The following is a 17,674-nucleotide window of genomic DNA, read 5'->3' as shown; positions in this document are numbered from 1 at the left end:
CCTCAACAGGTGCGGGTCCAGATGCGTACATGGCTGAATGGCGAGCCTACCCGCTCCACGCGCCCCAAACGGCTGTTCTTCCCATCACCCCCGCGCTGAGCTGGGGCTCATCCCGCGCGTCGGTGCTGTTTGGGACGCGATCGTTTCTCGACGTACATCCGTTCGTCAGCGGATTTCAACACTTCGTCCGCAGTCATGCCGCAGTGGGCCCAGCCGATGCCGAAGCTGGCGCCGACCCGCATGGCGCGGCCGTCCACCCGGATCGGCTGGATGATCTCGTTCCGCAGCCGTACGGCGAGGTCCTGGGCGTCGGCCTTGCCGAGCCCGTCCGCGAGGACGACGAACTCGTCACCGCCCAGCCGGGCCACCGTGTCCCCGTCGCGCACGCCCCGGCTGAGCCGCCGGGCGACCTCGATCAGGACGGCGTCGCCCGCGTTGTGCCCGAAGCGGTCGTTGATCGACTTGAAACCGTCGAGGTCGCAGAAGAGCACCGCGAGCCCCTTGGTGCCGTCGTCGCCGTCCCGCTCGGGGGCCGAGGTGTGCACATGGTGGTCGAAGCCCTCGAAGGGCCCGGGTCCGGTGTGGAAGTCGAAGGCGTGCCCGCCCCCGTCGTAGGCGGCCGGATGCCCGGCGTCATGGGCGCCGTAGACGGCGTCCAGGGACTCGGCCGCGCCCGGCGGCAGGGACTGCGGCCGCTGGCACAGCCGGGCCGACAGCCGCGAGCGCAGCTCGGCCGAGTTGGGCAGACCGGTCAGCGAGTCGTGCGAGGCGCGGTGCGCGAGCTGGAGTTCGCGGCGCTTGCGCTCCTCGATGTCCTCGACGTGGGTGAGCAGGAAGCGGGGCCCGTCGGCGGCGTCGGCGACCACGGAGTTGCGCAGCGAGACCCATACATAGGTGCCGTCGCGGCGCCCGAGCCGCAGCTCGGCCCGGCCGCCCTCGGCGGAGGTGCGCAGCAGGGTGCCGATGTCCTCGGGGTGGACGAGGTCGGAGAACGCGTAGCGGCGCATCGCGGAGGCGGGGCGGCCGAGCAGCCGGCACAGGGCGTCGTTGGTGCGCAGGATCCGCCCGTGCTGGTCGCCGCCCATCTCGGCGATGGCCATGCCGGAGGGCGCGTACTCGAAGGCCTGCCGGAAGGACTCCTCGCTGGCGCGCAGGGCCTGCTGCTCCCGCTCCAGGCGGACCAGGGCGCGCTGCATATTGGCCCTGAGCCGGGCGTTGCTGATGGCTATGGCGGCCTGGAAGGCGTACATCTGGAGCGCCTCGCGCCCCCAGGCTCCGGGCCTGCGGCCGTTGCGCGGGCGGTCCACGGAGAGGACGCCGATCAGCTCCCCGGGGCCGCCCTGGACGCCCGGGGTGTACATCGGGGCGAAGAGGCGGTCGGAGGGGTGCCACTCGTCCTCGAAGCGGGGCTCGGGGCCGTCGGTGTACCACTGCGGGACGTCGTCCTCGTCGAGGATCCAGCCCTCGGTGTGCGGTATGAACCGCAGGTCGCCCCAGGATTCGCCCATGCCCAGTCTGCGTTCCCAGGAGGTGCGGGAGCCGACGCGGCCGGTGATCAGGGCCTCGGCCGCGGAGTTCCCGGCGAGGGCGGCGACGACGAGGTCGCCGTCGGGGCGGACGAGGTTGACGGCCGCCAGTTCGTAGCCGAGGCCGTTGACGATGCCGTTGGCGACGGTCTGAAGCGTGTCCGCCAGGCTCCGGGCGGTGTTCATGTCCGCCATCACCTGATGCAGCTGCCGCAGGGTGGCCAGGCGGACATACGGCTCCGACTCGGTCTCCATTCGCCCTCCCCTCGAGGTGTCGCGGCGACTCCGGGGGGCGTGTGCGGGCGTCCCCCGGTTCTCCCGGTGTTCCTCGGTGCGCTACGCGGCGTACTCCGGGTGTAGCGTCGCGCAGCGTCCCCGCCACTGAATCACAGCGCGCTGCCCACTAGGTACACAGGGTCAACAAAATACGGCACCTGTGACTCAAGTCACAGGAAAACATGAACAATTGGGTGGGGATTCCGCGCTTTTTCGACGCATTCCGCGAACACAAATCGTCACCGCATGGAGGCACTGTGATCATACGCGCCAACTCGGCGTGTCCGACGCGGAGTTGCCCTCCCCCACTCCCGGAACCGGCCGGTCCGGCTCCGGTGGGACTCGGCCCCAGGACCTAGGTCCCGGCTCGGCCCCGGGGCCGATGCGGAGGCCCGGAACGGCCCATTAGCGTTCTTGTGTGCTGAACACTCCGCCCGCCCCGCCGCTCACCGCCGTCCCGCCTGCCTTTGGGCATGCTGAGGGGGTGAGCAACGACGAGTTCCGCGCCGCCATGTCCAAGCTGGCCACGGGCGTGGTGCTGGTGACCGCGCACGAGCCCGCCCTGGACCCGGAGGGGCCGAGCGGCGAGGACATCGGGATGACGGCCAACGCCTTCATGTCGGTGTCCCTGGACCCGCCGCTGGTCCTGGTCAGCCTGCGCGAGGGCTCCCGCATGGACGACCTGCTCGCCGAACAGCCCCTGTGGGCCGTCTCCGTGCTCCCGGAGAGCCACCGGCACATCGCGGGCCGCTTCGCCATGAAGGGCCGCGTCAGCGACCGGCTGCTGTTCGCGGACATCGCCTGGACCCGCGGCGGGACCTCCGGCGCCCCGCTGATCGACGGCGCCCTGGCCACCCTCGAATGCCGCACCGAGCAGCGCGTACAGGCGGGTGACCACACCCTGGTCATCGGCCGCGTCCTCACCGCCGGCCTGCCCACCACGGAGGGCGCCCCCCTGCTGTACTTCCGGGGGCGGTACCGGCACCTGGGCTAGCGGCGGCCGGTCTGGCGGGTCGCCGGGTCGCCGGGTCGCCGGGTCGCCGGGCCGTCCTACGACCAGTCGCGGCCGCTGCGGCCGCGCTTGGTGTCGGCGCGTTGCTTCTTCTCCCGCAGACGGCGTTCGTTGATGCCGCGGGGGATGCGGGTCGGGCGGCGCTGCTTCGGGGGCGGGGCCGTCGCCTCCGCGAGCAGGGCGGCCAGCCGGACCGCGGCGGCCTCCCGGTTGCGCCACTGCGAGCGGTGCTCCGAGGCGCGGACGGTGACCACGCCGTCGGTGAGGCGTCCCGCCAGCCGCTCGAGCGCCCGCTCCTTCCACACCTGCGGCAGCGCCTGGGTCCGCGCCAGGTCGAAGCGCAACTCCACCTGGGTGTCGCTCGTGTTGACATGCTGCCCGCCGGGCCCGGAGGAGCGGGAGAAACGCCACATCAGCTCCGCCTCGGGCAGCGAGACGGAGCCGCGGATGACATGGGGACCGGACATGAGGTCCATGGTCCCGCGTCGCCCGGCCCGCGTCACCCCGATTTCGGCCAGCGGGTAAAAAAGGTAAAGGGACCCGGAACCATGGGGACCCCCCTCGACGTTCGTAAGGGTGGCGGTAGCTTCATCCGCACATGCACCGAGGGAAGGGACTCCCCACAATGGCTGTAAGCCTGTCCAAGGGCGGCAACGTCTCGCTCACGAAGGAGGCTCCGGGCCTGACCGCCGTCACCGTGGGCCTCGGCTGGGACGTCCGCACCACCACCGGAACGGACTTCGACCTCGACGCATCCGCGATCGCGGTCAACACGCAGGGCCGGGTCTACTCCGACCAGCACTTCGTCTTCTTCAACAACAAGCAGACCCCGGACAGCTCGATCGTCCACACCGGTGACAACCGGACGGGTGAGGGCGCGGGCGACGACGAGTCGATCAACATCAACCTGGCGGCCCTCCCGGCCGACATCGAGAAGGTCGTCTTCCCCGTCTCGATCTACGACGCCGAGTCCCGCTCGCAGAACTTCGGCCAGGTGCGCAACGCGTACATCCGCATCGTCAACCAGGCGGGCGGCCAGGAGATCGCGCGCTACGACCTCTCGGAGGACGCGGCCACGGAGACGGCCATGATCTTCGGCGAGCTCTACCGCAACGGCGCGGAGTGGAAGTTCCGCGCGGTCGGCCAGGGCTACGCCTCGGGTCTGGTGGGCATCGCCCAGGACTTCGGCGTGAACGTCTGACACCGGGCACACCCCGGGAAGAGATCCCCGGCCGCGCCGCGCCGCGGCCGGGGGCTCCGGGAGGCCCCGGGCACCCCCTCAGGGGTGCTCCGGCCTCCCGTCCCCGTACAGCCAGTCCCGCCAGATGGGACCGAAGTCCTTGTGCGGGGCCTTCTTCTGCACATACGCCGTGAAGTCCGCGGTGGACGCGTTGCCGTGGCGGCGCGCGGCCGCCCAGCCCTGGATGATGTCGTAGAAGGTGTCGTCGCCGACGGTCTGCCGGATCTTCTGGAGGACCATCGCGCCCCGCTCGTAGACGGGGCTGTCCGAGATGTGCGCGGCGCTCGACGGTTTCGCGGGCGGGTACGCCCAGATCGCCTTGCTCTGCTCCGGGTCGTCGTAGTAGTCGCCCCGGTAGAGCTGGTCGAAGGTCTGCTGGGCCGTCTGCCCGCCGTGGTCCTCCCGCCACAGCCACTCCGCGTAGGTGGCGAACCCCTCGTTGAGCCACATGTCCCGCCAGCTGGCCGGGGTGACGGAGTCGCCGTACCACTGGTGGGCGAGTTCATGGACCAGGGTGCCGGTTTCGGGGGCGCCGGGGAAGACCGGGCGGTTCTGGGTCTCCAGGGCGTAGCCCGCAGAGCCCTCGGGACCGACGACCGCGCCGGTGGAGGAGAACGGGTAGGGGCCGAAGTTGTACTCCTCCCACTCCATGATGTCCGGGAGCTGCGCAAGGACCTGCCGGCTGGCCTCCGTCTGCGTCCGGTCGACGGCGACATACGCGGTCAGGCCGTTCTTCAGGGCGGTGCGGGTGAGGTCGAAGTGGCCGATGGCCACCATGGCGACATAGCTCGCCATCGGCTGGCCGGTGTGCCAGGAGAAGGTGGTGCGGCCGTTCCTGGTGGTCTCGCCCGCCGGTTCGCCGTTGGACACGGCCGTGAGCCCCTGGGGGACGGTGACCGCTATGTCGTAGGTCGCCTTGTCGGACGGGTGGTGGTTGCCGGGGAACCAGGCCATCGAGCCCGTCGGCTCGCCGAGCGCCAGCGCGCCGTCGGCGGTCCTGAGCCAGCCCTCCTTGGAGCCGTCCGGATCGGTGAGGGTCTCGGGGGTGCCCGAGTAGCGGACCGTGGTGCGGAACGTCTCGCCGCGTTCGAGATCGCTCCGCGGGCGCACGGTCAGCTCCTGTCCGGCGCGGTTCCAGCGGGCGCCGTTGCCCTCGACGGTGACGCCGTCGACGGTCATCCCCTTGAAGTCCAGGTCGAAGGCGGAGAGGTCCTGGGTGGCACGGGCCGTGATCACCGCGGTGCCGGTCAGGCGGTGGCGCCCGGGGTCGTAGGCGAGGGTCAGGCCGTAGTGCGCGACGTCGTATCCGCCGTTGCCCGCGCGCGGGAAGTACGGGTCGCGCACGCCCTGCCCGCCCGGGGAGCCGTGCACACCCCCACTGCACGCGGTGAGGACGACGGCCAGCAAAACGGCGGGAAGAGGGCGTATCGACCTGGTCACGCCCGTGATCCTACGGGGCGGCCCGCGACGGCGGGGCGGGCCCCGGCATGACACCATCGCCCCCGTGCTCGACATCGGCTACGCCCTCTCCAACCGCTTCCCCGACCCCCCGCAGACCGACTACCGCCGCGCGGACGTCCATGCCCTGCGGCACGACCTGTTCTGCGGGGACGTCTACCTTGCCGACACCAGGGCGGACCGGGAACTGTCCACAGCCTGGGGATGGGTGCCCGTGCTCGACTTCGCGTGGGCGCTCTGCGACATCGCCGAGCTGCTCGACCGGGACCCGCTGGGGAGCCGTGCCGCCCGCCCCCAGCAGGCGGAGCTGGACTTCACCGAGTCGACCGACCGGCTGCTCTTCGAGCGCCGCTTCGGCTGGGTGGACATCGAGGCCGAGTGGCTTCCGGCCGCCGAGCCCCCGCTGACCTTCTCCCACACCGAACTGCGGCGTGAGGCCCGCGACTTCCTGCACGACCTCCTCGCCGACCTCACCGACCTCCACGAGGACCTCGCGGACAACCCGGCGGTCTGGACCCTCCAGTCCCGCTTCCCGCGCGTCGGCTAGGGCCTCTCGTCTGGATCGGGCCGGGTGTCCGCGCAGGCCCGGGCGGTTGTCAGTGGCGGGGTGCAGCATGGGGGCATGGTGCGGAGAGAACGGGTGGTGAAGCCCGCCCGGCGGCCCGGGGTGCGGCTGCCGGAGCTGGCGGCATTCACGGACGGCGAGCTGCGGCCGGACGGGGACTACGACGGGCTGGAGTTCCGGGACCTGGACCTCGCCGGGCAGGAGGGCGGCGGTGCCCGGTTCCTGGACTGCGCGCTGACGGGGTGCGCGCTGGACGAGACGGAGCTGCACCATGCCCGCGTGGTGGACTCCGTCCTCACGGGGATACGGGGCGTGGGCACGGACCTCGCCGAGGCGAGCCTGCGCGATGTGGAGCTGGTGGATGCCCGGCTCGGCGGGGTGCAGCTGCACGGCGCGGTGCTGGAGCGGGTGTGGGTGCGCGGCGGGAAGATCGACTATCTGAATCTGCGCAGGGCGCGGCTCAGGGACGTGGTCTTCGAGGGCTGCGTCCTGGTCGAGCCGGACTTCGGGGGCGCCCGGCTGGAGCGGGTCGAGTTCGTGGACTGCGTCCTGAAGAGCGCGGACTTCACGGCGGCGACCCTGGTGGACGTGGACTTCCGCCGCGCGGCCGAGCTGGGCATCGCCCGCGGGGCGGACCGCCTCTCGGGCGCGGTCGTCAGCCCCGCCCAACTCCTGGACCTGGCACCCGTACTGGCGGCGGCGCTGGGGGTACGGGTGGCGGAGGACGACTGAGGGGCGCGGGGCGCACGGCAGGGGGGCCGGGCGCGGGGCCGGAGGCGGAGGCCGCAGGCGCCCCGCGGCGGCCGGGCGGGCCCGCGCGAGGGGCGGGCCCGCGGCGGGCCCCGTCAGTGGCGGCCCGACACCCGGTCCGCGAGCCGGGCCAGACGGGACGATCCGACGCCGGGGGCGGTGAGTTCACGGCGGTCCGCGGTGCGGTAGGTGGTGTACATGCCGTGCACCCCGAGCCAGCGCAGCGGCTCCGGCTCCCACTTGCGCACCCGGTGGTTCACCCAGGGCAGTCCGGTCAGCTCGGACCCGCCCGCCTGACCCGAGTCCTGCTGGACGAGGTCGCGCAGGGTACGGGCGGCGAGGTTCGCGGTGGCGACACCCGAGCCGACATAACCGCCCGCCCAGCCGAGCCCCGTCGAGCGGTCCAGGGTCACCGTGGCGCACCAGTCGCGCGGCACCCCGAGCACGCCCGACCAGGCGTGCGCCACCCGCACCCCGGCCAGCGAAGGGAAGAAGCGGACCAGGATCTCGTGCAGCGCCTCGACGGTGGCGGCCTGGGTGCGGCCGTCGTTGTCCGTGCGGGAGCCGAAGCGGTAGGGCACGCCCCGGCCGCCGAGCGCGATCCGGCCGTCGGCGGTGCGCTGCGCGTACATATAGGCGTGCGCCATGTCGCCCAGCGCCTCGCACCCCTGCCAGCCGATCCCGTCCCACTGCGCCCCGGTGAGGGGCTCGGTGACGACCATGGAGGAGTTCATCGGGAGCCAGGTGCGCCGCTGCCCCTTCAGCGACGCCGTGAACCCCTCGGTGCAGCGCAGCACATAGGGCGCGCGGACGGTGCCGTAGGGGGTCACCGCGTGCTGGGGCCGGATCTCGGTGACCGGGGTGCCCTCGTGGACCGTCACGCCGAGCGCCTCGACGGCCGCCGCGAGCCCCTTGACCAGCTTCACCGGGTGCAGGCTCGCGCCATGCGGCGTCCAGCTGGAGCCCACCGCGTGCGCGACCCTGATCCGCCCGGCGGTCTCCCGGGCGCCGTACAGCTCCCGGTCCTTCTCGCCGTAGGACAGCTCCAGCTCGTGGAAGGCCTTCAGGCGGGCCAGCTGGGCGGGTGTGTAGGCGACCTCCAGGACGCCGCCGACGCGGATGCCCGCGTCGATGCCCTCCTCCTCGGCAATGCGGACGACCTCGGCGACCGTCTCGTTCATCGCCTTCTGGAGGCGTACGGCGGCCTCGTGGCCGTGCAGCCGGGCATAGCGGTCGCGGCCCGCGATGCCGTTGTAGAGCCAGCCCCCGTTGCGGCCGGAGGCGCCGTAGCCGCAGAACTTCTGCTCCAGCACGGTGATGCGCAGGAAGGGCGCCGCCTTCTTCAGGTAGTAGGCGGTCCACAGACCGGTGTAGCCGCCGCCCACGACGACCACGTCCGCGGTGGCGTCCCCGGCCAGGGGCTCCCGGGGGGCGGGAAGACCGTCGTCGGCGTACCAGAAGGAGATGCCGCCGTTGACGGCACCGCTCGCTGCGCTGTTCATGCGCCGGACGTTAACCCCTGAGAGCGGCCAGTGTCTCCTTCGGATTCCATGCTTTTCCGCGGCCCAGAGTGAGCGGAAAGCAGCCGAGACCGATCAGCACCGAGATGAAATGTCCGAAATCGGTGAAGGTGGGCGAGAGGACGAGCGGGACCGTGTACACGGTCAGGACGACCGCCAGATAGGCGTACCGCCAGGGGACCGCGATCCGGTAGGTGAGCACCGCGACGACCCCGGCCAGGGCGTAGCTCACCCCGATGTCCAGGGTGTTGGCGGCGGACTGGGGGGCGACCCCGCGGCGTATCGCCAGCAGCAGGGCCCCCTCGCTGGCGAGGGTGGCCAGCACATGCGCGGCGGCGCACACCGCCAGCCAGCGGAGGGTGCCGAGCCAGCGCTCCGCCGGTGCGTGGAACACGGTGTAGAGCACGGCGTACGGCAGCCAGTGCCCGCCGTTGACCCACATCGCGCTGGAGATGAAGGCATGGACGGGGTGGGAGGACAGCTCATGGATGTTGGTGGACCGCTGCCGCAGGAAGTTCTCCTCGAACTTCGGGGACATGTGGTGCAGGGCGACGGTGGTCACGAACAGGACCGCCAGCCAGAGATAGGTACCCGGGGCGCTGCGGACGTACGCCGCCACTGCCCCGAGTCCGCGTCTGAGCCGTGTCACCGGGTCCACACACGTCAGTATGGTCGGCGATCCGAGCGGTGTGCCCGGCGAGACGGCCGCCCGGACGCAGCGCGACGCCGCCCCGGCGGACCGCAGGAGTACGGCTCCGCGGTACGTCCCCGCCCCGCGGCCCCCCACGACGAAACCACCGGTCGCCGGGTCCGCGTCCGTGACGCGGGCCCGACGACCGGTGGCCGTATGGGCGGTTCAGGCGGTGGCATCCCGCTCCCAGAGATAGAAGCGCTGGGCCATCGCGTCCTTCGGCGAACGCCAGGTGGCGGGGTCGTAGGCGCTGACGTACGCCGTGAGCCGCTCGCTGATGCCCCGGAACTCCGGGTGCCCGGCCACCTTGGCGATGGCGGGTCCGGGGTCCCGGTCGGACTCGACGAGGTGCATGTACACATCGCCGAACTGGAAGAGGCTGCGCCGGGTCACCCCGACCAGGTGGGGCAGCTCGCCCCGGTCGGACTCCGCGAACACCTTGGCGATGTCCGGGGCCGACCCCGGGGCCATCCGGGCGACGATCAGGGCTTGGTGCATCGTCCTGTCCTCTCGTCCGGATCAGTCGGTGAGGGCCGCGGCGGGGCGGTGCTCCGCGGCGACCTGCTCGATCCGGTCCCGGATCAGGGCCATCTGGACCTTGGAGTTGCGGTTGATGTTGTCGGTCATCCAGGCGTCGTCGACCGGCGCCTCCGGCTTCATCTCGAAGTCCTGGGTCCACACCATCCGGGTGCCCTCGGTGACCTCCTCGTAGTGCCACCGGATGTTCATGAAGGCGAAGGGGCCCGGCTCGACCCGGCGGGCCTTGACGCTGAGTGAGGGGCGGTCCGTCTCCCGCTCCGAGATCCAGCTCCACACGGTGCCGTTCTCGTCGGGGTGCATGGTCAGCCGGAAGGTCGTCTTGTTGCCCTCGCGCGAGAGGACCTCGCAGGAGGCGTACTCGCTGAACAGCCGCGGCCAGTTCTCCAGGTCGTTCGTCATGTCCCAGACGAGGTCGACCGGGGCGGCAATGGTGATGGCGTTCTCCGTGTGTCCGGCCATGTCAGGCTCCAGCCATGAGGGTGGTGTTGACCAGGTCGAGGAACTGGCGGGGGGTCTTGCAGCGCTCCGCGTCGGGCGGCATCGGGGTGTCGTGCCGGTTCTCCAGCTCCCCCACGATGCCGAGCAGGCCCAGCGAGTCGATGCCGAGGGCCTCGAAACCGGAGTCGTAGCTCTGTACGAGGTCCTGCGGGGCCACGGTGACCCCGGCGGCCGTCTTCATCAGTTCGGCCAGCTCTTCCACGGTGATTCTGTCGCTCATGGAGTCCTCTCCTTTGCTGAGGCTTGCTGTGGCGTGCACGGGCCCGCCGCGGACCGCGGTGGACCGTGGCCGCGGTGGACTGCCGTGCGGGTCAGGAGGCGTCGGCGGCGCCGTGCCGCAGCACCAGCGCCGAGTTGGAGCCCATGAGCCCCCGGCTGAGCACCAGGGCGGTGCGCAGCTCGGCGGGACGGGCGCGGACGGTCACCAGGTCCAGGTCCTGGGAGAGGTCGAACACATGGGGCGTGGGCGGGATCAGGTCGTGCTCCATCGCGAGCACCGCCGCGGCGGTGTCCAGCACGGGCGCCGCGCAGTAGCCGCGCCCGATGCCCGTCTTGGGCGCCGTGACGGGCACCCGCCTGCCACGCGACCCCAGGGCGTCGGCGATCGCCAGCGCCTCGGCCCGGTCCGCCGCCGGCACCCCGAGGGCGTCGGCGAAGACCACGTCGATCTCCTCCGGGGCGCAGCCCGCGTCGTCCAGGGCGCCCCGGATCGCGTGGGCGAGCCCATCCCGTGACTCCTCCCAGTGGGAGGGGCCGGTGAAGGTGGACGCGTGCCCCGCGATGACGGCCCGCACGGGCACGCCCCGCTCCCGGGCCGAGCCCACCTCCTCCACGACCAGCATCGCCCCGCCCTCCGCGGGCACGAACCCGCAGGCGTCGGCGGTGAAGGGGCGGTAGGCACGGGCCGGGTCCTCGACCGTGCTCAGCTCCTGGTAACCCAGCTGGCAGACGGCCGAGTAGGGAGCGAGCGGCGCCTCGGTCGAACCGGCCACGATCAGATCGGTGCCGCGTTCCACCCCCCGCGCGGCGTGCGCGAGGGCGTCGAGGCCGCCGGCCTCGTCGGCGGCGACGACCGAGCAGGGGCCCTTGAAGCCGCGGCGGATGGAGATCTGACCGGTGCTTGCGGCGTAGAACCAGGCGATCGACTGGTACGGGCCCACATAGCGGCTGCCCTTTCCCCACAGCCGCTGAAGCTCCCGCTGGCCGAACTCACCGCCGCCCGAACCGGCCGCGGTGACCACCCCGGCGACGAACGGAGTGCCGCCCAGATCGCTCTGGCCGATCCGGGCGTCCTCCAGCGCGAGATCGGCCGCGGCCATCGCGAAGTGCGTGAACCGGTCGGTCTGGACGAGGAAGCGCTCCTCGATCGTCGCCGCCGGTTCGAATTCGCGGACCTCGCCCGCCACCCGCAGCGGCAGGTGCTCGCACCCCTCCCGGGTGACCCGGCCCAGGACGCTGGTGCCCGCCTGGGTGGCCTTCCAGAAGGTATCGGTGCTGGTTCCGTTGGGCGCGACGACGCCGATTCCGGTGACGCCGGCACGCCGTGCATGCGGTGCGCTCATCGTGTCCTCTCCCTCGGCCGGGTCAGGATCACCGCGGACTGGAACCCGCCGAACCCGCTGCCCACGGAGAGCACATGGTCCAGCCTGCGGTCACGGGCCACGCGGGGCACGTAGTCCAGATCGCACTCGGGGTCCGGGGTCTCGTAGTTGGCGGTGGGCGGTACGACCTGGCGGTCCATGGCGAGCACACAGGCCACCACCTCGATCGCCCCGATCGCCCCGAGGGAGTGCCCCACCATGGATTTGATGGAGCTCATCGGGATGTCGTAGGCGTGGTGGCCCAGTGCCCGCTTCACCGCGGCGGTCTCGTGCCGGTCGTTCTGGCGGGTGCCGGAGCCGTGCGCGTTGACGTAGTCGATCGCCGAACCGTCGAGCCGCGCGTGGTCCAGCGCCTCGTCGATCGCCCGCGCCATCTCCAGACCCTCGCTGGTGAGACCGGTCATGTGGTAGGCGTTGCCGAAGGTGGCGTAGCCGCTGATCTCGCAGTACACCCGCGCCCCGCGGGCCCGGGCGTGCTCCAGCTCCTCCAGGACCAGCACCGCGCCGCCCTCGCCCATGACGAAGCCGTCACGGTTGTTGTCGAAGGGACGGGAGGCGTGCGCCGGGTCGTCGTTGTTGGGGGAGGTCGCCTTGATCGCGTCGAAGCACGCCATGGTGATCGGGGAGATCGGGGAGTCCGAGGCACCCGCTATGCAGACGTCGGCCCGGCCTTCCTGCACGGTGTGCAGGGCGTAGCCGACGGCGTCCAGACCGGAGGTGCAGCCCGTGGAGACGGTCTGCACCGGCCCGCGGGCGCCGAAGCGTTCCGCGACCGTCGAGGCGAGGGTGCTGGGCGAGAAGGCGCGGTGCAGATGCGGCTGCGCCTGCCGGTGGTCCACGTCCCAGCGCTCTCCGTGGCTGCTGACCAGCACGTAGTCCTGTTCCAGGCGGGTGGTGCCACCGACCGCGGTACCCAGGGAGACCCCCACCCGCCAGGGGTTCTCCCGGCTTGTGTCGAGGCCCGCGTCACGGACCGCCTCCTGACCGGCCGCCAGGGCGAACTGGATGTACCGGTCGCAGCGCGCGACGTCCTCCCCGTCCAGCCCTCGGGCCGACGGGTCGAAGTCGCACTCCGCGGCGATCCGCGAACGCAGTCCGGACGGGTCGAAGAAGGTGATGCCCCGGGTCGCGGTACGACCGCTCGAAAGCAGGTCCCAGAACGCGGGCACACCGATGCCGCCCGGCGCCACCACGCCGATGCCGGTGACCGCCACCCGCCGAGTCATGAACGGACCTGGTCTCGCTCGGCCGACAGGCCGGCTCCGGCCTGGGCCGGCTGGGCCGAAACGGCGGCCGCGTCGGTGCCCTCGGTGTCGACATGGCCGAGCTGCGGGCGCGGGGCCAGCGGTCCCAGATGGAAGACCAGGCGGGCCTCGGTGTCCCCGACGTTGCGGAAGCGGTGCCGCATATAGGCGGGAATCAGCAGCCCCTGCTCGGGCCGGAGCGGCTGGGGCTCACCGTCCAGGTCCACTTCCAGCTGCCCGCAGATGACGTAGACGAACTCCTCGGAGTACGGGTGGTAGTGCTCCCCGATGCGGTCGCCGGGCTGCACGAGGGCCACGCCCATGAAGCCGCTGGTGGAGCCGACCGTGGCCGGGGTGAGCATGGCGCGCAGATCGCCTCCGCGCTTGGTGTTGGGCTCGGTCTCGCTGAGATTCACGATCCGGGGCCGGGCTGTGATCACGTCGTTCCTCCGGTGGTGTGCTGCGTCGACAGGGGGCGTGGCCGCTGCGGCCCGCGGGGGCCGGTCAGGCCGTGTCCGACCTGCGGTCGGTGACGAGTTCCATGCGGGCGAGCCCGAGGAGTTTTCCGGCGTCCGGGGTCGTCAGCGCCGCGGCGTCCGCCCCGAGGGCCTCGGTGTCGATGAGGGACAGCAGCTCGTCGGACGGCGCGGCGCCGGCCCGGCCGAGGGTGTGCACGGGGTCGCCGTCGAGGTCGCCCCGGACGTCGACCAGCCGCACCACGATCTCGTCGCGGAGGAAGACGGTGCTGCGGACGACCGGGCAGTCGGGGTCCTTCGCCGACGCCTCGTCCTGCTCGGAGAGCAGCCGCGCCAGCTCCATCCCGCGGCCCGGGCGGGCCGGGTAGTAGAGGGCGTGGCGTACCGCGTCCGGGCACTCCTCGTCCGACGTCACATGGTGGACCGACGGTACGGCGGCCCGGAAGAAGAACATCCGCGCGGCCTCGGGGTCGCTCAGGTCCCGCTCCTGCTCCAGATACGGGTTGATGGCCTCCTCGACGGCGCGCACCTGCGGCTGCCGGGAGACATGGCGCAGCGCCGCGGACAGGTCGCCCTCCACCTCGACGGCGCGTACGACGCGGTTCCCGTGCATGAAGAGCGAGGTCCGGCACAGCCGGGTCTTCTCGTCGACCTGCGCCTCCGGGGCCGCGTAGTCGGCGAGGATCCGGGCGACCTTCTCCTCGCTGCCCGGCCTGACCGTGAAGGTGAGCGCATGGCGGATCCGGCCGTCGCCTACCCGGGCCGCCCCCTGGAGACGGCGGGTGCCGGTCCCGGCCCCGGGCGCGGCGCCGCCGGTCTCACGGACGATGTGGAAGCGCAGCGACCGGGTGTCCCGGACGCACTTGTTCATCGGCCGCACCATCCGGATGTGGTCCTCGCTGTTCACCCAGTCCAGGAACGGCGGGGCGCTCTCCCACTCACTGGTGATCAGCCACTGGGAGGGGTTCTCGATCGACTGGCAGATCTGGTCGCTGACATGCCCCGGCACGGATGCCACCTGACTGCACAGGTGCTCGTACGCCTCCAGGAACTGCTGCTGGGTGCCCTCGTGGACATCCACCAGCAGGACGACCCGCAACGGGGAGCCGTCGAAGACGGACTGGGAGACACGTTTCGACAACTGGCGCGTCTGCGGCTCTGACATACGTTCAGACGTTGTGGTCATCCTGCGCACTTCTCCTTACGCGGGGGCAGAGGGCGACATCGGCCACGGGTGACGCGACGTCAGCGTTCCTCGATCTTGTGCCGCCCCCGGATCCCGCGCGACTCGTATGAACCACGTGGGTGAGCAGGTGAACCGGGCGGGTGATCAGTTCCCCCGGGCGGGGGTACGGGGCGAGCGGCCGGGAGAGACCGCGGGCGGGGGTACGGCACGCGGGCGCCACCGGACCGCCGGCGGACCGGATCATGGCGAAGGCCCCGTGATCATGGATCACGGGGCCTTCGGCGTGCACAGGACGGGAAGCGCCCGCTGACCGTTCCACCTGATGTGCTTGGCCTGCAGATCCCCTCCAGCCATGGGCACATCCGCTGATAATGGTCCGCACTGATCGCCAACCGTCCCCTCTCTCGGCATGGCCTCGGTGAACGCCGAGTCCGGTACGCGCGTTCGGATCCTTATGTCCGTCCCAGCGCACCGCATGGCGGTACGGACACCTGATCCGCCAAGGGCCGGACGTGTGCGGTGAGAGTTCGCCAGGCAAGCACCTGACCAGCGTCGAACAGCCATCCGCAGCCGTCGCTTACACGCTCCGACAGCAGCGCGAAAGACGCCACGGCTAGCTTCTCGTTCTGTCGGCCGCGGAGTTCGAGGCACGCGGCACATCACGACGAGAGAGCGAGAGCGGTGCGAAAGTCGCCGGTCTCCCACGGGGAGGAGTGCCCGCGGATGACAGCGACGACACATGACGTCGCCCGACGTCCGGATTCCGCCGCGGAGCCGCGCCGGTCCACCGGTGTTCCGCGCAGGCGCGACAGCGAGACCGATGTGAAGGGAGCAGGTCGATGACCCAGGTCCACGGCGAGCGGCGGCTGCGGTTCGACGGACCGCTGGAGCGGTCGTTGGTGCACCGTCACGCGGCCGACGAGGTCTTCGTCACCGATCACGTCGCACTGGGCGACGGCCGCTTCGCCGTCGCGGCGCGGCTGCCGTCCGCCCACCGCTACTTCAACGACGACCCGAGTCCCTCGGCGTCCATCGACCCGATGCTGCTCCTCGAGTGCTCGCGGCAGGCCGGAACCCTGGTGGCCCACCGCCATCTCGGTGTCCCGACGGACACAGCGTTCCTCATCGCGGAGTGGTCCATCACCCTCGACGGCGAACCGCCTGTCCTGCGGCCCGGACACGGCACCGGCGAGCTGACGATGGTCATCGAGGCGAAGGACCTGAAGCAGCGCGGAGAGTCTCTGCTCGGTGCGACGCTGGTGAGTGAGCTCTACTTCGCCGGGCGAAGGATCGCCACCAGCACGGTGATCACCGGCTATCCGTCCCGTGCCGGCTACGAAAGCTTCCGGACCCGCCGCCGCAGCTCGGCGGCGCCGTTCTCCGATGCCATGCCGCCGCGCCTGGTCGGAACGCCTGCGGACGGCCGGCAGGTCGGGCGGGCACTGGAGGAGAACATCGTCCTCTCGACGGTGCGCCGCACCGGCGGACGGACCGTCGCGGACCTCGACGTACCGGTCGCACATCCGGTCTTCTACGACCACCCGCTCGACCACGTACCGGCGACCGCGCTGCTTGAAGCCGCCCGTCAGGCCGCCCTGTCGGCGGTCGCGCCGGAGATGGAGGACGCCGGTGAGGCGACCGGACCGTGGCGGGTGGGTGCGCTGAGCGCCCGGTTCGGACGCTTCGTCGAACTGGACAGCCCGACGGAGGTGTCCGCGTGCGTGAAACAGGGCGGCAGCAGCCGCTCCGTGGCCGTGCTGTTCGAGCAGGACGGAGCGATCGCCTGCGACTGCGTGGTCACGGTCCTTGCGCCGTCGGCAGCCCCTGCTCCCGCGGCCACTGCCTCCGGTAGCCGTTGATGCGGCTGAGCGGAACGTACGGGCTCGTGTGCGCGGCCTGGTACCCACCGGAGAGGCAGACCGTCGAGGAGGCGCTGGCCGCCGGAGACGTGGACCGGCGCAACGCCGCCGACCTGGGGTACACGGCACTGCCGGTGAGCACGGACACCGCGCCACCCGACATGGCCGTGGCCGCCGGGCGCCGAGCGCTGGAGCGAGGCGGCTGTCCGGCGCGGGCGCTGTCGATGGTGCTGCACGCGAGCGTGCACCATCAAGGGCACGACGCGTGGTCGGCACCGCACTACATCGCCGACCGGCTGACCGCGCACCACGCGGTGCCGATCGGACTGCTGCAGCAGTGCAACGGCGGCGCCATCGGCATCGAGCTGGCCGTCTCCCGTCTCCAGGGCGACCCGCAGGCCGGGCCGGCCCTGGTGACCACCGGCGACCGGTTCCTGATGCCGAGCTGGCACCGCTGGCGCACCGACTACGGCATGGCCGCGGGCGACGCGGGCACGGCGGTGCTGGTGCACCGCGGCGACGGGCTGCCCTCGGACCTCACTCTGCATGCCCTGGCGACCACCGTGGCGTCCGAGCTGGAGGTGATGCACCGCGGGGAGGACGAGCTGAACGCGGAACCGCTCGGACACGGCCCGATGATCGACGTACGGCGTCCCAAGCGCCACTTCGTCCGGTCCTTCGGCGTCGACTACTTCACCAAGCTCGCGCACGACCGCATCCGGGGAGCCGTCGGCGAGGCCCTCGCCTCCTGCGGCCTCGCCCCGGACGATCCACGGCTGCGTCACGCCGTGCTGCCGCGCCTGGGCGCCAAGGCAATGGCGGAGGCGTACGTACCGCCGCTGTCGGAGTCCGTCGCGGCGCCGCTGCTGGACCTCGGGCGGGCCACCGGCCACCTGGGAGCCGGCGACCTGAACGCCTCACTCGCCGACTTGGCGAACGGCGACTGGCTGGAGCCCGGGCAGTACGCCGTCGTGCTAAACGGAGGCGGCGGGTTCACCTTCACCGCGGCCGTGGTCAGCCGCACGGACACCGCCGCCTGAACCAGCCGCGACATCTCGCCCAGCCGGACCGAAGAGACCTCCGGGAAGCTGACGGTCCCACGTGGACCGCACCCGGCCAGGACCGAACAGACACCCGGAAAGCGGACGGTTCCGCAACAGCCGCATCCGACCGGGCGGAAAAGACCTCCGGGCGGAGAACCACCCGGGCAGCCCATGGACAGGAGAACCGAC

Annotated in this window: 18 protein-coding genes; 6 read left to right on the top strand and 12 right to left on the bottom strand. The window is 71.7% G+C overall.

Annotated elements, in window-relative coordinates:
- Window positions 1–107 precede the first annotated feature (107 nt).
- The gene (gene cdgB, locus ACIHAA_RS09960; RefSeq protein WP_399815086.1) at window positions 108–1,781 is read right to left on the bottom strand and encodes a diguanylate cyclase CdgB; all 1,674 of its coding nucleotides are present in this window, start codon (window positions 1,779–1,781) and stop codon (window positions 108–110) included.
- A gap of 439 nt (window positions 1,782–2,220) precedes the next feature.
- On the opposite strand from cdgB, the gene ACIHAA_RS09955 reads away from it, so the two are divergent.
- Window positions 2,221–2,796: a flavin reductase family protein gene (locus ACIHAA_RS09955; protein ID WP_399815083.1), complete on the top strand. Its 576-nt coding sequence runs from the start codon at window positions 2,221–2,223 to the stop codon at window positions 2,794–2,796.
- A 56-nt stretch (window positions 2,797–2,852) separates the two neighbouring features.
- Here the strand turns inward: ACIHAA_RS09955 and arfB are convergent, their stop codons facing one another.
- Window positions 2,853–3,290: an alternative ribosome rescue aminoacyl-tRNA hydrolase ArfB gene (arfB, locus tag ACIHAA_RS09950; RefSeq protein ID WP_399815078.1), complete on the bottom strand. Its 438-nt coding sequence runs from the start codon at window positions 3,288–3,290 to the stop codon at window positions 2,853–2,855.
- Window positions 3,291–3,439: 149 nt separating this feature from the next.
- Here arfB and ACIHAA_RS09945 point away from each other — a divergent pair, with 149 nt between their 5' ends.
- On the top strand, window positions 3,440–4,015 hold the full coding sequence (locus tag ACIHAA_RS09945; protein WP_399815076.1) for a TerD family protein: 576 nt from the start codon (window positions 3,440–3,442) through the stop codon (window positions 4,013–4,015).
- Window positions 4,016–4,093: 78 nt separating this feature from the next.
- Here ACIHAA_RS09945 and ACIHAA_RS09940 read toward each other — a convergent pair whose 3' ends face one another.
- A complete protein-coding gene (locus ACIHAA_RS09940) occupies window positions 4,094–5,551 on the bottom strand; it encodes a M1 family metallopeptidase (RefSeq protein ID WP_399815447.1) in 1,458 nt (485 codons plus the stop codon).
- 7 nt (window positions 5,552–5,558) lie between these two features.
- Here ACIHAA_RS09940 and ACIHAA_RS09935 point away from each other — a divergent pair, with 7 nt between their 5' ends.
- Complete coding sequence (locus ACIHAA_RS09935) at window positions 5,559–6,059, top strand: hypothetical protein (RefSeq protein WP_399815073.1); 501 nt, start codon at window positions 5,559–5,561, stop codon at window positions 6,057–6,059.
- A 75-nt stretch (window positions 6,060–6,134) separates the two neighbouring features.
- The gene (locus tag ACIHAA_RS09930; protein WP_399815070.1) at window positions 6,135–6,809 is read left to right on the top strand and encodes a pentapeptide repeat-containing protein; all 675 of its coding nucleotides are present in this window, start codon (window positions 6,135–6,137) and stop codon (window positions 6,807–6,809) included.
- Between the two features lie 113 nt (window positions 6,810–6,922).
- Here ACIHAA_RS09930 and ACIHAA_RS09925 read toward each other — a convergent pair whose 3' ends face one another.
- From ACIHAA_RS09925 to ACIHAA_RS09885, 9 genes are all read right to left on the bottom strand, one after another.
- On the bottom strand, window positions 6,923–8,329 hold the full coding sequence (locus tag ACIHAA_RS09925) for an NAD(P)/FAD-dependent oxidoreductase (protein ID WP_399815067.1): 1,407 nt from the start codon (window positions 8,327–8,329) through the stop codon (window positions 6,923–6,925).
- 10 nt (window positions 8,330–8,339) lie between these two features.
- A complete protein-coding gene (locus tag ACIHAA_RS09920; protein WP_399815065.1) occupies window positions 8,340–9,005 on the bottom strand; it encodes a rhomboid-like protein in 666 nt (221 codons plus the stop codon).
- Window positions 9,006–9,203: 198 nt separating this feature from the next.
- Entirely contained in the window at window positions 9,204–9,536 is a 333-nt protein-coding gene (locus ACIHAA_RS09915; RefSeq protein WP_399815062.1) for a TcmI family type II polyketide cyclase, read from the bottom strand.
- 21 nt (window positions 9,537–9,557) lie between these two features.
- Window positions 9,558–10,037: an SRPBCC family protein gene (locus tag ACIHAA_RS09910; RefSeq protein ID WP_399815059.1), complete on the bottom strand. Its 480-nt coding sequence runs from the start codon at window positions 10,035–10,037 to the stop codon at window positions 9,558–9,560.
- Between the two features lies 1 nt (window position 10,038).
- Window positions 10,039–10,296 (bottom strand): acyl carrier protein, encoded by a 258-nt coding sequence (locus ACIHAA_RS09905; RefSeq protein ID WP_399815056.1) that lies wholly within the window; start codon window positions 10,294–10,296, stop codon window positions 10,039–10,041.
- A gap of 91 nt (window positions 10,297–10,387) precedes the next feature.
- Window positions 10,388–11,638 carry a ketosynthase chain-length factor gene (locus ACIHAA_RS09900; protein ID WP_399815053.1) on the bottom strand — a complete coding sequence of 417 codons (1,251 nt, stop codon included), beginning with the start codon at window positions 11,636–11,638 and terminating at the stop codon, window positions 10,388–10,390.
- The gene (locus ACIHAA_RS09895; protein ID WP_399815050.1) at window positions 11,635–12,903 is read right to left on the bottom strand and encodes a beta-ketoacyl-[acyl-carrier-protein] synthase family protein; all 1,269 of its coding nucleotides are present in this window, start codon (window positions 12,901–12,903) and stop codon (window positions 11,635–11,637) included. Before ACIHAA_RS09895 ends, ACIHAA_RS09900 begins: the two co-directional genes overlap by 4 nt.
- Window positions 12,900–13,361 (bottom strand): cupin domain-containing protein, encoded by a 462-nt coding sequence (locus ACIHAA_RS09890; protein WP_399815047.1) that lies wholly within the window; start codon window positions 13,359–13,361, stop codon window positions 12,900–12,902. Before ACIHAA_RS09890 ends, ACIHAA_RS09895 begins: the two co-directional genes overlap by 4 nt.
- A 64-nt stretch (window positions 13,362–13,425) precedes the next feature.
- A complete protein-coding gene (locus tag ACIHAA_RS09885; RefSeq protein ID WP_399815044.1) occupies window positions 13,426–14,583 on the bottom strand; it encodes a SchA/CurD-like domain-containing protein in 1,158 nt (385 codons plus the stop codon).
- Between the two features lie 839 nt (window positions 14,584–15,422).
- Between ACIHAA_RS09885 and ACIHAA_RS09880 the strand changes: the two genes are divergently transcribed.
- Together ACIHAA_RS09880 and ACIHAA_RS09875 are read left to right on the top strand one after the other, a co-directional pair.
- Entirely contained in the window at window positions 15,423–16,442 is a 1,020-nt protein-coding gene (locus tag ACIHAA_RS09880) for a ScbA/BarX family gamma-butyrolactone biosynthesis protein (RefSeq protein ID WP_399815041.1), read from the top strand.
- Window positions 16,442–17,482, top strand: coding sequence for a 3-oxoacyl-ACP synthase (locus ACIHAA_RS09875; protein ID WP_399815039.1), 1,041 nt, complete (start codon window positions 16,442–16,444; stop codon window positions 17,480–17,482). The genes ACIHAA_RS09880 and ACIHAA_RS09875 overlap by 1 nt, the downstream gene beginning before the upstream one ends.
- Window positions 17,483–17,674 lie beyond the last annotated feature (192 nt).

The organism is Streptomyces sp. NPDC052040, assembly GCF_044548405.1.
GTDB lineage: Bacteria > Actinomycetota > Actinomycetes > Streptomycetales > Streptomycetaceae > Streptomyces.
This window is presented reverse-complemented; position numbering and strand designations above follow the sequence as displayed.